This window comes from Pseudoxanthomonas japonensis, assembly GCF_043632995.1.
Classification (GTDB): domain Bacteria; phylum Pseudomonadota; class Gammaproteobacteria; order Xanthomonadales; family Xanthomonadaceae; genus Pseudoxanthomonas_A; species Pseudoxanthomonas_A japonensis.
In genome coordinates, this window is record NZ_CP171632.1 from 1,043,941 (window position 1) to 1,058,107 (window position 14,167).

17 protein-coding genes are annotated in these 14,167 nt (G+C 67.0%); 6 read left to right on the forward strand and 11 right to left on the reverse strand.

What is annotated here, in order from left to right:
* Positions 1–27: 27 nt before the first annotated feature.
* Both sufB and ACGHX3_RS04720 read right to left on the reverse strand, forming a co-directional pair.
* Positions 28–1,467: a Fe-S cluster assembly protein SufB gene (gene sufB / locus ACGHX3_RS04715; protein ID WP_394696574.1), complete on the reverse strand. Its 1,440-nt coding sequence runs from the start codon at positions 1,465–1,467 to the stop codon at positions 28–30.
* Positions 1,468–1,482: 15 nt separating this feature from the next.
* Positions 1,483–1,944 (reverse strand): SUF system Fe-S cluster assembly regulator, encoded by a 462-nt coding sequence (locus ACGHX3_RS04720; protein ID WP_394696575.1) that lies wholly within the window; start codon positions 1,942–1,944, stop codon positions 1,483–1,485.
* Between the two features lie 204 nt (positions 1,945–2,148).
* Here ACGHX3_RS04720 and ACGHX3_RS04725 point away from each other — a divergent pair, with 204 nt between their 5' ends.
* The gene (locus ACGHX3_RS04725) at positions 2,149–2,352 is read left to right on the forward strand and encodes a hypothetical protein (protein WP_213600887.1); all 204 of its coding nucleotides are present in this window, start codon (positions 2,149–2,151) and stop codon (positions 2,350–2,352) included.
* A gap of 15 nt (positions 2,353–2,367) precedes the next feature.
* Here ACGHX3_RS04725 and ACGHX3_RS04730 read toward each other — a convergent pair whose 3' ends face one another.
* A complete protein-coding gene (locus tag ACGHX3_RS04730) occupies positions 2,368–2,901 on the reverse strand; it encodes a cytochrome C (protein WP_394696576.1) in 534 nt (177 codons plus the stop codon).
* 149 nt (positions 2,902–3,050) lie between these two features.
* Between ACGHX3_RS04730 and ACGHX3_RS04735 the strand changes: the two genes are divergently transcribed.
* Positions 3,051–3,524 (forward strand): SET domain-containing protein, encoded by a 474-nt coding sequence (locus ACGHX3_RS04735; RefSeq protein WP_162338388.1) that lies wholly within the window; start codon positions 3,051–3,053, stop codon positions 3,522–3,524.
* Between the two features lie 125 nt (positions 3,525–3,649).
* Positions 3,650–5,860 (forward strand): DUF5916 domain-containing protein, encoded by a 2,211-nt coding sequence (locus ACGHX3_RS04740; RefSeq protein WP_394696577.1) that lies wholly within the window; start codon positions 3,650–3,652, stop codon positions 5,858–5,860.
* A 10-nt stretch (positions 5,861–5,870) separates the two neighbouring features.
* Here the strand turns inward: ACGHX3_RS04740 and ACGHX3_RS04745 are convergent, their stop codons facing one another.
* The 8 genes from ACGHX3_RS04745 to fusA form a co-directional block, all read right to left on the reverse strand.
* Positions 5,871–6,431 (reverse strand): hypothetical protein, encoded by a 561-nt coding sequence (locus tag ACGHX3_RS04745; protein ID WP_394696578.1) that lies wholly within the window; start codon positions 6,429–6,431, stop codon positions 5,871–5,873.
* Positions 6,432–6,440: 9 nt separating this feature from the next.
* On the reverse strand, positions 6,441–7,010 hold the full coding sequence (locus ACGHX3_RS04750; protein WP_394696579.1) for a DUF1439 domain-containing protein: 570 nt from the start codon (positions 7,008–7,010) through the stop codon (positions 6,441–6,443).
* Between the two features lie 53 nt (positions 7,011–7,063).
* Positions 7,064–7,357 carry a helix-hairpin-helix domain-containing protein gene (locus ACGHX3_RS04755; RefSeq protein ID WP_162338384.1) on the reverse strand — a complete coding sequence of 98 codons (294 nt, stop codon included), beginning with the start codon at positions 7,355–7,357 and terminating at the stop codon, positions 7,064–7,066.
* Positions 7,358–7,388: 31 nt separating this feature from the next.
* Entirely contained in the window at positions 7,389–7,700 is a 312-nt protein-coding gene (locus ACGHX3_RS04760) for a DUF3861 domain-containing protein (protein ID WP_162338383.1), read from the reverse strand.
* A gap of 106 nt (positions 7,701–7,806) precedes the next feature.
* Positions 7,807–8,376 carry a M23 family metallopeptidase gene (locus tag ACGHX3_RS04765; RefSeq protein WP_394696580.1) on the reverse strand — a complete coding sequence of 190 codons (570 nt, stop codon included), beginning with the start codon at positions 8,374–8,376 and terminating at the stop codon, positions 7,807–7,809.
* Between the two features lie 7 nt (positions 8,377–8,383).
* On the reverse strand, positions 8,384–9,013 hold the full coding sequence (locus ACGHX3_RS04770) for a tellurite resistance TerB family protein (RefSeq protein ID WP_394696581.1): 630 nt from the start codon (positions 9,011–9,013) through the stop codon (positions 8,384–8,386).
* Positions 9,014–9,281: 268 nt separating this feature from the next.
* Positions 9,282–9,680: an HU family DNA-binding protein gene (locus ACGHX3_RS04775; protein ID WP_062351169.1), complete on the reverse strand. Its 399-nt coding sequence runs from the start codon at positions 9,678–9,680 to the stop codon at positions 9,282–9,284.
* A gap of 251 nt (positions 9,681–9,931) precedes the next feature.
* Positions 9,932–11,977 (reverse strand): elongation factor G, encoded by a 2,046-nt coding sequence (gene fusA / locus ACGHX3_RS04780; RefSeq protein WP_394696582.1) that lies wholly within the window; start codon positions 11,975–11,977, stop codon positions 9,932–9,934.
* A gap of 206 nt (positions 11,978–12,183) precedes the next feature.
* On the opposite strand from fusA, the gene ACGHX3_RS04785 reads away from it, so the two are divergent.
* From ACGHX3_RS04785 to ACGHX3_RS04795, 3 genes are all read left to right on the forward strand, one after another.
* A complete protein-coding gene (locus ACGHX3_RS04785) occupies positions 12,184–12,618 on the forward strand; it encodes an OsmC family protein (RefSeq protein WP_394696583.1) in 435 nt (144 codons plus the stop codon).
* Positions 12,615–13,310: an alpha/beta hydrolase gene (locus tag ACGHX3_RS04790; RefSeq protein WP_394696584.1), complete on the forward strand. Its 696-nt coding sequence runs from the start codon at positions 12,615–12,617 to the stop codon at positions 13,308–13,310. The genes ACGHX3_RS04785 and ACGHX3_RS04790 overlap by 4 nt, the downstream gene beginning before the upstream one ends.
* A 70-nt stretch (positions 13,311–13,380) precedes the next feature.
* Positions 13,381–14,094: a glycine zipper 2TM domain-containing protein gene (locus tag ACGHX3_RS04795; RefSeq protein ID WP_394696585.1), complete on the forward strand. Its 714-nt coding sequence runs from the start codon at positions 13,381–13,383 to the stop codon at positions 14,092–14,094.
* The last annotated feature ends 73 nt before the right edge of the window (positions 14,095–14,167 follow it).

Below are 14,167 nucleotides of genomic sequence, written 5' to 3' on the forward strand. Positions count from 1 at the left end.
TCTCCCGGCGGGAGAAGGGAACATCCGTCACCCGACGCTGCCTTCCAGCGACACTTCCAGCAGCTTCTTCGCTTCCACTGCGAACTCCATCGGCAGCTCGCGGAAGACCTGCTTGCAGAAGCCGTCGACGATCATGCTGACGGCATCTTCCTGGCCGATGCCACGCGCGCGGCAGTAGAACATCTGGTCGTCGCTGATCTTCGAGGTGGTGGCCTCGTGCTCCAGCGTCGCGGTCGGGTTCTTCACTTCGATGTAGGGGAAGGTGTGAGCGCCGCACTTCTTGCCGATCAGCAGGCTGTCGCACTGGGTGTGGTTGCGCGCGCCATCGGCGTTGCGGTCCACCTTCACCAGGCCGCGGTAGGTGTTCTGGCCACGGCCGGCGCTGATGCCCTTGCTGACGATCTTCGACTTGGTGCGCTTGCCGATGTGGATCATCTTGGTGCCGGTATCGGCCTGCTGGCGATGGTGGGTCAGCGCGACCGAGTGGAACTCGCCCACCGAGTCGTCGCCGAGCAGCACGCAGGACGGATACTTCCAGGTGATCGCCGAACCGGTTTCCACCTGCGTCCATACCACCTTGCTGCGGGCGCCCCGGCACTCGGCACGCTTGGTGACGAAGTTGTAGATGCCGCCACGGCCTTCCTCGTCGCCGGGATACCAGTTCTGCACCGTGCTGTACTTGATGTCGGCATCTTCCAGCGCCACCAGTTCGACCACGGCGGCATGCAGCTGGTTCTCGTCGCGCATCGGCGCGGTGCAGCCTTCGAGGTAGGACACCGACGCCTTGTCCTCGCAGATGATCAAGGTGCGCTCGAACTGGCCGGTGTGGCCGGCGTTGATGCGGAAGTAGGTGCTCAGCTCCATCGGGCAGCGCACGCCCTTGGGAATGAAGACGAAGCTGCCATCGGAGAAGACCGCCGAGTTGAGCGCGGCGAAGTAGTTGTCGCCGACCGGCACCACGCTGCCCAGATATTGCCTGACCAGCTCCGGATGTTCCTTGATGGCCTCGCTCATCGAGCAGAACACGATGCCCTTCTCGGCCAGTTCCTTGCGGAAGGTGGTACCCACCGACACGGAGTCGAACACCGCATCCACCGCCACGCCGGCCAGCTTGGCGCGCTCGTGCAGCGGCACGCCCAGCTTGTCGTAGGTGTCCAGCAGTTCCTGCGGCACCTCGTCCAGCGAGGCGTACTTGGCCTTCGGCGCGGAGTAGTAGCTGATGGCCTGGAAGTCGATCGGTGCGATCTTCAGCTTGGCCCAGTGCGGCACCGGCATGGTCAGCCAGTGGCGGTAGGCCGCCAGGCGCCATTCGGTCATCCATTCCGGCTCGTCCTTCTTGGCGGACAGGGCACGCACCACGTCCTCGTCGAGGCCGGGCGGCAGCGAGTCGGATTCGATGTCGGTGATGAAGCCGGCGTCGTAGCGACGTCCCAGCTGTTCCAGGATTTCAGCGTTCTCGGTGGCCATCGGGCTGCCTACGGTTCAGCGGGTGGCGACCTGCACGGCGATGGGTCGCCTGCGCACGTCGTCGGAAGAGGAAGGGGGAGGCGCGATCATCTGGGCGAGGGTGAAACCGCGCAGGGCGTCGGCCACCACGTCGTTGATCAGCCGCCAGTTGGCGCGTGCGCCGCATTTCTGCGCGATGCTGCACTGGCTTTCGCTCTGGCTGCACTCGGTCATCGCCAGTGGACCTTCCATGGCCTCGACGATCTCCACCAGGCTGATCTCGGCGGCGTCGCGGCTCAGGCGGTAACCGCCGTGCACGCCACGCAGGCCTTCCACCAGCCCGGCCTGTGCCAGCGGCTTGAGCACCTTGCTGACGGTGGGCGTCTCCAGGCCGGAATGCTCGGCCAGGTCGGACGCACTGAGCACCTCGCCCGGACGGGCGGCGAGCACGGTCAGGACCACGGTGGCGTAGTCGGTGAGCTTGGTGACACGGAGCATCGGGGAGGGTGATCCAGAAAACGTACCGAAATTGTACGCTTTCGTGCCGCCAGGCTCAAACCCTTGGATTTCCCCGTTCAGGCGCATCCGCGGTTGACGATTGTCACCCGCGATGGCTGACGGCTGCGACTGATGCCGGGCGGACGCGATCCGGAAGATGGCTCACGTCCACTCCCGGACGGTCAGCGACCCGAGGCAACCGCCATGAACACGTCCCATGCCCACACCGCATCCGCTTCCCCGGGCCATGGCCTGGACCATCGTTTCCTGTGGCGCGCCCTGCTGGTTGCGGGCGGCATCTACCTCGCGGTCAAGCTGTTCCGCGGTGTCGGTGCACTGTTCTGGACCGTGTTCGGCCTGGCATTCGGCCTGGCCTGGATGTTCAACGGCCGCGGTTTTCCGTGGTGAGCCGCGCCCGGCCGCTCATTTCGCGGCCGGTGCCTCCGCGGCGGCCGGCAACACCATGCCCAGGTACGGTGCTGGCGGCGTCCTCCCAGGCGGCAGTGCCTCGGGGGCCGGCTGGCCTGCCGCGCCCAGCGCGTGGACGAAGCGGTAGATCGCGCGGCGGTCTTCTTCGCTCATCGCGCGCACGGCGAAGTCCGGCATCATCGGGCGCGTGCGCAGGGTGGCGCTGTATTCCATCCATTGCGCTTCGGTCAGCTGCTGCATCCGCAGGCGCAGATTGCTTGGGTAAGTGGTGCCCCACGGCCCGTTGAAGCCCATCGGCGAACCGACCAGCCAGGTGTCCTTGGCCACCGTCCCGCCGGACTCCGCATAGCCCGGCGTATGGCAGTCGTTGCAGCCCGCGATGCGGACCAGGTATTCCCCGCGTGCCAGCAGGTCGGCGTCAGACGGCGTTGCCGCGGGTTGCGCTGCCTGCGTGTGCGGGGACTGGGCATGGCAGGCGGCCAGCGACAGCGCCAGCGCGGGAACGAGCAGGGAACGGATAGGAGGCATGGCGAGGGCTCTGCGACGGGAATCAGCCATCGAACGCGCCGTCCCACGTGGACCGGCCATGTCGGGACCGCCCGCGATTCAGGTCGCCGATTTGGGAATCCCGCGGGCATGGGCGAGAATCCCGCCTTCACCTCCCCTCTGGACGCCGCATGCCCCGCAAGATCGAAGCCCGCCAATCCGACATCCACGGCAACGGCGTGTTCGCCATCGCCCCGATCGAGAAGGGCGAGCGCGTGGTGGAGTACAAGGGCAAGCGTCGCACCCACGACGAAGTGGACGCCGACGACACCGGCGACGCCGATTCCGGTCACACCTTCCTGTTCACGCTCAACGACGACTACGTCATCGACGCGAACCACAAGGGCAACAAGGCGCGCTGGATCAACCACAGCTGCGATCCGAACTGCGAAGCCGTCATCGAAGAGCACGACGGCAAGAACCGCAAGAAGGACAAGGTGTTCATCGAGGCGATCCGTGCGATCAAGCCGGGCGAGGAACTGACGTACAACTACGGCATCGTGCTGGCCGAGCCGCACACTGCCAGGCTGAAGAAGATCTGGGCCTGCCGCTGCGGCAGCAAGAAGTGCACGGGCACGATGCTGCAACCGAAGAAGGGCCGCTGATCCCGGCGAGTCCCCTTCGCAGGCACGGATGCCGCCGCAAGCCAGAAGGTTGAAATGACCGAAGGCAGGTGTGGTCCGTCCCGCACGTCGCTACCTTGCGCGCACCGGACCACCACCCGCCTGCCATGACCCTCTTCCGTTTCGCCTGTGCGCTTGCCCTGGCCGCCCCCTGCGGTCTCGTCCACGCCGTCGAGATCGACGGCCGCATCGATCCCGCCGAATGGCAGGACGCGCGCCACGTCACCGACTTCCGCAAGACCCAGCCCCTGACCGGCGAGCCCGGTTCGCTGCCGACCGAGGCCTGGATCCTCGCCACGCCGGACGGGCTGGCGATCGCCTTCCGCGCCGCGCACCCGGCCAGCGTGCCGCGCACCCGGCAGAAGGTACAGCGCGACTTCGATGCGCAGGTCGACCGCGTCAATGCGTTCATCGACTTCGATGGCGATGGCCGCACCGGCTATGCCTTCACCGTCAGTTCGACGGGTGGCATCGCCGACGAGATCATCACCAACGAGAACCAGTTCAGCAACGACTGGGACGGCCAGTGGCGCCATGCCGTCAGCGAGGACGAGCAGGGCTGGTCGGTCGAACTGCTGATCCCGTGGCACACCGCGCCGATGCGCGATGGCACCGACGGGCAGCGCACGCTTAAGGTGTTCCTGGCGCGCGTCATCGGATCCACCGGCGAGCGCATGGCATGGCCGCAGGCCAGTTTCGAGCGTCCGCGCTTCCTGTCGGACTTCGCATCGGTCACGGTTCCGCGGTACGACCAGTCGCTGCTTGCGATCACGCCCTACGTATCGGGCTTGTACGACAACGCCGGCGGACGCAGTGATTTCAACGCCGGCGGCGACCTGTTCTGGAAGCCGAACGGCCGCTTCCAGCTGACCGCGACACTGAAGCCGGATTTCGGCCAGGTGGAAGCCGACGACCTGGTCGTGAACTTCAGCGCCACCGAGACCTTCATCAGCGACAAGCGCCCGTTCTTCACCGAGAACCAGGGCATCTTCGAACTGACCACGCCGTCCGACGACAGCCAGCAGCTGTACACGCGCCGCGTCGGCAGCACCGGCGACATCACCGCGGCGGTGAAGTTGAACGGCAGCCTGGGCAAGGTGAACTACGGCCTGTTTTCCGCCGACGAGGATGGCGCCACCGGGCGCAGCTACCACGCACTGCGCGTGGTGCGCGACTTCGAGACGCAGAACGTCGGTGCGATGCTCACCCGCGTGGACGATCCCTGGCGCGACCGCGACGCCACCGTGCTGGGCGTGGACCACAACTGGCGGCCGACCGCGCGCTGGAACGTACGCACGCGGCTGCTGGGCAGTCGCATCGAACAGGCCGGCAACGAGGTCGACGACGTCGGTGCGACCGTGTGGGCCGACTACGAGATGGACCACGGCTGGCGCCAGCAGTGGATCGCCATGCACTTCGGCAACGACCTGCAGCTCAACGATTTCGGCTATCTGTCGCGCAACAGCACCAACTACCTGCACTGGGAAGTACGCAAGCGCTTCACCGAACTGCCGGAAGACTCGCGGTATTCCTCCAAGGACTGGCGCTGGCGTGTCAGCAGCAGCCACAACAACCACGGCGACAAGCTCAACGACCAGTTCCGCGTCAGCCGGCAGGGCCAGTTGCGCAACGGCAGCTACGAGTACGGCCAGATCAATGTCAACAGCGCCGGCCTGAGCGACATGCTGCTGCGCGGCAATGGCGTGGTGCGGATGCCGGCCAACTTCAACACGTATTTCGAGTACGAGCGACCGCGCAAGGGCGACTGGGCGCATGAGACGGAAATGGAAGTCGTCAGCGGCGGCCTGGCGGGCAACCGCAAGCTGGGCGGCGGCGTGGGCTACACCGGCACGTACTTCATCAACGACGCTTTCAGCCTCTACGGCGGCTTCTATGCGCTCTACACGCCCGACTGGCTGGTCTGGCAGCGCGAGGACCTGGTGGGCGGATTCAAGCGTCGCCAGATGAGCCTGGATGCCGGCGTGGACTGGGTGATGTCGGACCGCCACGAACTGCGGGTGAAGATGCAGGCGATCGCACTGGATGCGCGCGTGCAGGATGCATGGCGCTTCGATCCGGCGGGCCATGCGCTGGCTGCGTCCGATACGGTGGAGGACTTCAGCGTGCGCAACCTGGGTTTCCAGGTGCGCTACCGCTACGAGCTCGCGCCGTTGTCCTACCTGTACGTGGTGTATGCCCGTGGCGGCTACGAGCAGCGCACCGGCACCGACGGCGTGGACGACCTGCTGCAGGACAGCTTTCGCCTGCGCGACGACGAACAGCTGGTCGTCAAGCTGAGTTACCGCTTCGAGATCTGATGCCCCGCTGTCAGCGCGCGTAGGCGGGCTGCAGGGTGATGATGACCTCGCCGTCCGTGATGCTGACGGCGTCGGCGCCCAGGGTGCCTGGTACCTGCGCCAGGTCGTCGTCGCTCAGCCGGTACAGCGGACGCGTGTTGGCGTATTCACGGATCAGGTCCTGCAAGGCCTCGCGCGAACCACCCGGCAGGCCGCGGCCCGCGGCGCCGGTGCCCACGTGTTCCAGCACCGGGTCCACCAGGTGCAGGCCGCGCGTGCCGGGGTCGTAGCGCAGGCCGCTGCTGACGACCACGTTGCCGTTCTCCAGGCGGTCGCCGCTGGCCAGTGCGATGTCGTAGTTCATCTGCAGGTTCAGCCGTTCGCCCGGTTTCGGGATGCGCACCTGCGGGTCGCTCAGCGTGAGCGAGGCGAAGCCTTCCAGCAGGGCGTGTTCCATCGGGAAGCCGCTGCGCGCTGCGGCCTGCAACTGGTCGGCGTCGAAGCGGAGCACGTTGCCGGTATCAGCAGCCGACGCCAGTGCCGGCAGCGAGAACAGGGCAAGCAGCGTGAGTCTGGAGAACAGGGATTTCATCGGATTACCTCATTGCAGGTGGATGACCACGCGGCCGTTCTCGATCTGGGTGCCGGCGATGCGCTTGCTGGCCGGCAGGCGCTGCAGGATGTCGTTGTCGATGCGGTAGACCGGTTCGCTGCGGGCGTATTCGGCCAGCACGGTGTTGACCAGCTGGCGCGTGCCGCCTGACATCAGCGAGCCGCTGCCCGGCACGTCCACCGACAGGATTTCCGGATTGTCCAGGTGCAGGCCACGCGTGGCGGGGTCGTAGCGCAGGCGGCTGGCGAGCGCGAAATGACCGCGACTCACGTCGCGCGCACCCAGCGCGCTGACGCCGATGTCGAAATCGAGGCGCAGGCGGTCGTCGTTGGACGGCATGCTCAGGCGTGGATTGGTCAGCGTGGCCGACACCAGGCCGCCGAGCTTGTCGAACTCGCGCGGGAAACTCTGGTTGAGGTAGCGCTGCAACTGCGGCTGGGTGAAGTTGATCTGATTGCCGAACAGGCCGGTGACCGTGTTGAGCGTTTCGCAGCCGGCGAGGGCGAGCGTGGCGGTGCCGGCGAGGGCGGCGACCAGGAAGCAGCGGCGGGTGCGCATGGAGGGCTCCGTGACGGGTCGCCGCACCTTAGCCGGCGGCGCCTGTCCGAAGCCTAACCGGCGGGGTGTCGCAGGAAATGCAGCTTCCGCTCGGGCGTGTAGTGCCACCAGGGCACCGGACCGCTGCCTTCCATGAAGCGCACGGCGGCGATGAAACAGTCGCAGAGGCAGGGATCATGGCGCTGGCCGGTGCTGTCGTTGACGCGGCGGTAGAGCGCGTAGGGATCCTGGCCGACCAGATCGCGCGGTCGCACGATGCCGATCCCGCGCAGGTCGCCCGCGATCGACGGCCCGATGTTGGGGATCTGTTCCAGCGAGTGTGCGTCGGTGGCATGCCGGGCCTTCATGCGGTCAGGCTACGCGGACGCGTGCCGGATGTCAGCCGGCGTCGCGGGCGCGGTCCTTCAGCGCCGCGATGAAGGTGCCCATGTGCGGGCGCAACGGCGCGAACAGGTCGTCGGTGTCCTTGCGGTGGTCCACCATCAGGCCGCTGAGCAGCTTGGTGCCGACCACCAGCGCGGCGCGTTCGTCGCCGCTGAGGCCACGCTGGCGCTGGATGTTCTCGAGGATGCGCATCCAGTCGTCGTGGCAGGTGTGTTCGAACTCGATGGTGCAGCGGCCGTTGCACTGCAGGCCGTCGTCCTCGATCGGGGTGACGGTGATGCGGTAGCGGTGGGTGTCGTTGGGCATGGCGATGGGGCAGGCGAGGTGGGGGACAGGGCCAAGATAGGCCCGTGCGCCCGGTGGAACGAGCGCCTTCGCCGCGATGGACTGTTCCGTCGGGCGCCGCCGCGGTTCAGTCGGCGCTCTTGGTCGCCGTGCCGGCCTTGAACAGCGGCAGCGGGTCGTAGGCGCCAGCCGCGCCGTAGATGCCGTAATGCAGGTGTGGCGGCGTGCCCTGCGCGTTGCCGGTGGTGCCGACGAAGCCCAACGTGTCGCCGGGCTGCACAACCTGTCCGCTGGACAGGTCCGCCGCCCAGTCGTCCAGGTGCGCGTAGTAGTGGCGCTCACGGCCGGGCCCGATCACCCATACCTGCTTGCCGCCGAGGCCGCCGTCGCGTACCGAGGCCACCACGCCTCGCGTCGCGCTGAACACCGGGGTGCCGCGCTTGGCGAAGATGTCCACGCCCTGGTGCGTGCGGTCGCTTCCGCGCGGCGCCCCGAACGTGTCCGCGATCTGCCGCGCACGCACGCCCTGCACGGGCACTGGCAATTCCTGCGGCGGCGGTGCGCGCGAGATGTCCCACAGCATGCGGGCGGATGCCATGAAGGGCTGTCCCCATGCCCAAGCGAGCAGCCCGGCGAAGACCGCCAGCCACAGCAGCGACCACGCGAATCGTCGCAGGCGGCGGGCGACCGGTCGCATCAGGAAATCAGGCCTGCGGCTGCGCGAGCTGGCGTTCCAGCTGGGCCTTCAGCGCGGGGTCGAGCTTCAGTTGCTTGGCCAGTTCGTCCAGGTAGGCGCGCTCCATGAAGTTCTGCTCGTCGGCCACCAGCAGGCTGGCCAGGTACATCTCGGAGGCGATCTCCGGCGTGCTGCCGGCGCGCGCGACTTCGGCAGGATCCAGCGGCTTCTCCAGTTCGGCATGCATCCACTGCTGCAGGTCGGCGTCGGTGCCGCAGCGGGAAAATTCGCCTTCGATCACCTCACGTTCGCGGGCGTCGATATGGCCGTCGGCCTTCGCTGCGGCGACCAGCGCCTTGAGGATGGCCTGGCTGTGCAGCTCCACCTGCGGCGGCGGCAGGCGGTCGACCGTCTGCGGCGCAGCGCCGGCGGCGAATCCGCCCTGCTGTTGCTTGTACTCGCCGTAGGCGCGGTAGGCCATCACGCCGATCGCGGCCAGGCCGCCGTAGGTGGCCAGCTTGCGCGCGGTCTTGTTCTTGCCCAACAGCAGGCCGAGTGCGCCGCCGGAAATCGCCCCCTTGCCGAAGTCGGCGTTGAGCACGCTGCCGTTGCCGCTGGAGGATTTCAGCAGATGGTCGAGGAAGCCCTGGATCTTCATGCGGTCGATGCCTTGCGTGGAGGGATGTCCTGACGATCTTAGGGCGTGGAGGCGTCAGGACAAGGGTGACGGACGGCAGGGGCGGCAGCGCAGCGGCGAGCTTGCTGGACTGATTTGCTCTTTCGGCATGCTTCCGCGAACCGGGCCGGAAAGCAGCGGAGCAAGCTCCGCTCTACAAAGAGGAGCAACCACCGCGGTCCGCACGACACGCGCAAAAAAGAAGGGACGGCCAGGCCGTCCCTTCTTGCAACCGCGAGGTGCGCAGCGATCAGGCTGCGGCGTCCTTCAGCTTCTTCAGCGGACGGACCTTGACCTTCACCGTGGCGGGCTTGGCGGCGAACCACTGCTCTTCCTTGGTGAACGGGTTGATGCCCTTGCGCTTCGGCTTGGCCGGCACGTTGACGGCCGTGATCTTCAGCAGGCCCGGCAGCGTGAAGGCGCCAGCGCCCTTCTTGTTGACGGAGGCGTGCACGGCGCTTTCCAGCGAAGCCAGCACGGCGCGGACGTCCTTGGCGGCAACGGCGGTGGCTTCGGCGATGTGGGCGACGAGGCCCGACTTGCTCAGCGCTTCCTTGATCGGCTTCGGCGCGGCCGGCTTGGCGGCGGCCTTCGGTGCAGCTTTCTTGGCGGCCTTCTTCGGCGCGGCCTTCTTGGTGCTCTTTGCCATGTGTCCTGTCTCTACTGTCGAGTGGTTGGGTAATCGGGCCGATCGCATCGGCAAGCGAAATGTAGGGCAAAGAACTGGCGGCGCCAAGGGCAGATCGACCCTGAAACGCCTTTTTTTTCGCTTTTTTTCCGTTTTTCCATCGCCGCGCGTCGGAAATCGCCGGTCGGCATGACGAAATCACCTCACTCACATGCACCGCAAGCGGCATCCGTCGCATGCTGCCGCGACCGGATGCCGCACCCCTGCGACGCTCAATCGTCGTCGTGCCGCGGCTTGTAGGCGTCCACCAGCTTCTGCTGGATACCCGGCGGCACCGGCTCGTAGTGGCTGAAATCCAGGCGGTAGCGTCCCTGGCCGGCGGTCATCGATTTCAGTTCCGCAGCGTAGCCCTCCAGTTCCGCCAACGGTACCTGAGCCCTTACCACGATCTCGCCACGCGTCGCGTCGGTGCCGTTGATGCGGGCGCGCTTGCCGGCCAGGCTGCCGGTGATATCGCCGACCTGCGCTTCGGGCACGGCGACTTCCAGGTCGACCACCGGCTCCAGTACCTGCGGCCGCGCCTTGGCGATGGCGTCGAGGAAGGCCTTCTTGCCGGCGGCGACGAAGGCGACCTCCTTGCTGTCCACCGCGTGGTGCTTGCCGTCATGGACGACTACGCGGATGTCCTGCAGCGGATAACCCGCCACCGCGCCACTGCCCAGCACCTGGCGCACGCCTTTTTCCACGGCCGGCAGGAACTGCCCGGGAATGGTGCCGCCTTTCACTTCGTCGACGAACTCGAAACCGGCGCCACGCGGCAGCGGCTCGATGCGCAGGGCGACCTCGCCGAACTGGCCGGCGCCGCCGGTCTGCTTCTTGTGGCGATGGTGGCCTTCGGCCTTGGCGCCGATGGTTTCGCGGTAGGCGATGCGCGGCGGCCGCGTCTTCACTTCCACGCCGTGCCGTTCCTTCAACCGCTCCAGCATCACGCGCAGGTGCAGGTCGGACAGGCCGCGGATGACGGTTTCGTTCAACTCGGGCTGGTGTTCGACGACGAAGGCGGGATCCTCTTCGGCCAGCTTCTGCAGGGCGATGGACAGTTTCTGTTCCTGGCCCTTGCTGGCCGCCTCGATCGCCAGGCCGAACATCGGCTTCGGAAACGCCACCGGCGCCAGGTGGATGTGGTCCTCGTCGTGGCTGTCGTGCAGCACCGCATCGAAGTGCAGGTCGTCGACCTTGGCCACGGCGGCGATGTCGCCGGGAATGGCCTGTTCGACTTCCACGTGGTCCTTGCCCTTGAGCTTGAACAGGTGGCCGACCTTGAACGGCTTCTTGCCGTCATCGACGAACAGCTGCGTGTCCTTCTTCAGCGTGCCCTGGTAGACGCGGAAGATGCCCAGCTTGCCGACGAAGGGATCGTTGACGATCTTGAAGACGTCGGCGATGACGTGCGCACGCGGGTCGGGAACCGCTTCGATCCGTTGCTGGCCGCTGCCGTTGGATTTCACGAACGGCGGCGGGTTGGCTTCTGCCGGATTTGGAAACAGCCGTTCGGCCACGTCCAGCAGTTCCTTCACGCCGACGCCGGTACGCGCGGACGCGAAGCACACCGGTACCAGATGTCCTTCGCGCAGGCACTGCTCGAAGGCGTCGTGCAGTTCCTCGCCGGACAGGCCGCCTTCGCCCAGGTCCAGGTAGTGCTCCATTACCGTCTCGTTGATCTCGACGACCTGGTCGATGATCTTCTGGTGCCAGTCGGCGACCGCGCCAAGGTCGGAATCGCCGGCCGATTGCCAGAAGCAGTCGATCACGGCCTTGCCATCCTGCGCGGGGAGATTGAGCGGCAGCACTTCCGGCCCGAATTCCTCGCGCAGCGCGGCCAGCACGCCGGCCGCGTCGGCGCCTTCGTGGTCGATCTTGTTGATGACGATGGCGCGGCACAGGTTGCGCTCGCGGGCGCGTTCCATCAGGCGGCGGGTGCCGTGGGCGACGCCGGTGTCGGCATCGACCACGATCAGTGCGGTATCCACCGCGGAGAACGCCGACAGCGCGGGGCCGCGGAATTCCGGATAGCCGGGCGTATCGATCAGGTTGACGTGCATGCCGCCGTGGTCGGTGCTGGCGATGGCGGTGTCGATGGAATGGCCGCGGGCCTTCTCGATCGGATCGTGGTCCGAGACCGTGGTACCGCGTTCGATGGTGCCTGCCACCTGGAGGGCGCCGCCGGCATGCAGCAGGGCTTCGAACAACGTTGTTTTGCCGGCGCCGGGGTGGCCCGCCAGGGCCACGTTGCGGATCTGTTGTGTGCTGTATGACATGAGGCCGTTCCTCCCGAAGGTTGGGGTCGAAGGGCCGTCATGGCTGTCCGGGCTGAGCGCATCCCGTGAGCGTGGCGCTCGGCGGGCGGTCATGGCGGACGGCCAGCATCGGCATGCGCCCGGGCGGGGTCAAGCCGCACTGCGGTACATGCCGTGAACATCCGCGGGTGTACCCTGCGCTCCCCTGACCCTGATGGAGCACGACCATGGCTTTGAAGCGTTATGCGGATGCGGTGTGGAGCGGCGACCTGCAGTCCGGCAAGGGCACGTTGAGCACGCCGCAGAGCGGCCTGTTCGAAGGCCAGAACTATTCCTTCAAGACGCGCTTCGGCGACGAGAAGGGCACCAATCCGGAAGAACTGCTGGCGGCGGCGCATGCCGGCTGCTTCACGATGGCGCTGTCCGCCGTGCTGGGCAAAGCCGGCTTCACGCCGGACAAGCTGCAGACGCGCGCCGAGGCGACGATGGAGCCGGGCATGGATCCGGGCCCGACCGTCACCGCGATCAAGCTGACCGTGTCGGCCAGCGTGCCGGGCATCAGCGTGGCGCAGTTCGAGGAGATCGCCCAGCAGGCGAAGGCCGGCTGCGTGATCTCGCGTGCCCTGTCGGTGCCGGTGTCGCTGGAGGCGACGCTGCTTTGACGGCGACCCGGGCCGCGCTGCTGGTGCATGGTGCCGGTGGCGGCGGCTGGGAATGGAATGTGTGGTGTGGCGTGTTCGAGGCGGCGGGCATCGTCGTCGCTGCGCCGGATCTGCAGCCGGTGGCCGCGGGACTCGCGGCCACCGGCTTCGGCGATTACTTGCAGCAGGTACGCGACGCGTTATCGGTGATGCCACGGCCACGCGCCGTGGTCGGCGCCAGCCTGGGCGGTCTGCTGGCGCTCTACGTGGCTGATGCCGCGGATGCGGTCGTACTCGTGAATCCGCTGCCGCCTGCGCCGTGGCATTCGGACCTGATCGCGCGCGCTTGGTCGGACATCGTCCCGTGGCATCGTCAAGCGCGCCTCGACGGTACGCGGCGTGCGCTGCCGGATGCCGATGAGGCGACGGCGCTGTTCGCCTTCCGCCACTGGCGCGATGAGTCCGGTGCGGTGCTGCGTCATGCGTATGCGGGCGACGAGATCGCGCGGCCCGCGTGTCCGGTGCTGTTCGTGCTGTCGCAGGTCGATGACGACGTCCCGCCGTCGATCCCGTCGGCGATGGCGGCCGCATGGTCGTCCGATGTGCTGCAAACGGTTTCTCCTTCCCATGTCGGGCCATTGCTGGACCGGCACGCGGCCGGCATCGCCGCGCAAGCTGTCGAATGGCTAAACCACGCGGTTCAGGTCGGTTGAGTTCAGCCCGATTTCACCAGGGCGGGCCGAGCATGCGTCCACGCCAATCCGGCGTGGGGGAGTACCCGACATGAAGCGTCTTTCCGCCGCCGTGATGGCCGTGGGCCTGTTGGCCGCCGGCGTGGCATCCGCGCAGACCTCACGGCAGTACGGCACGTCCGACCGCTACGGCGACGAACCCTATTACGACTACGCACGCGTTGTCCGCGTCGATCCCGTCATCGAAGGCGGTTACCGCGACACGCAAAGCACGACGTCGCAACGGTGCTACTACCGCGATGCTGATGATGTCTATGCGCGCGACGGGTATCGCGACGATGGGTATTCGAGTCGCGGCTACGGCGATGTCTACGACAATGGCGACTACCGCGATGTCTACGGGCAGAACGGATATGGCGACCGGCGCACGACCTCCGGCGGAACCGAGGCCGGTCGCACGGTGGCCACGGTGATCGGCGGCATCGCCGGTGCGGTGCTGGGCAGCAAGGTCGGCGACGGCAGCGGTCGCTACGTCGGCACGGCGGTCGGTTCGATGGTCGGCGGCATGGCGGGCCGTTCCATCTACGACAACAACCAGCGCAACCGGCAGGTGCAGCGCGGCCAGGTGCGTGTCTGCGATCCCGTGCCGGTGAGCGACGGCCGGTATGGCGATGACTACTACGGCGACGGACGCGTATCCGGTTACGACGTCACCTATGAATACGGCGGTCGCACCTACCACACCCGCACCGGTTACCACCCCGGCGAGCGGATGCGCGTGCGCGTGGACGTGCGCCCCGAATGACCATCGCGTTGCGCGGAAACCCGGGGCGGTAAGCAGGGGAATACCGCGAAAGGGGCCGCAAGGCCCCTTTTTT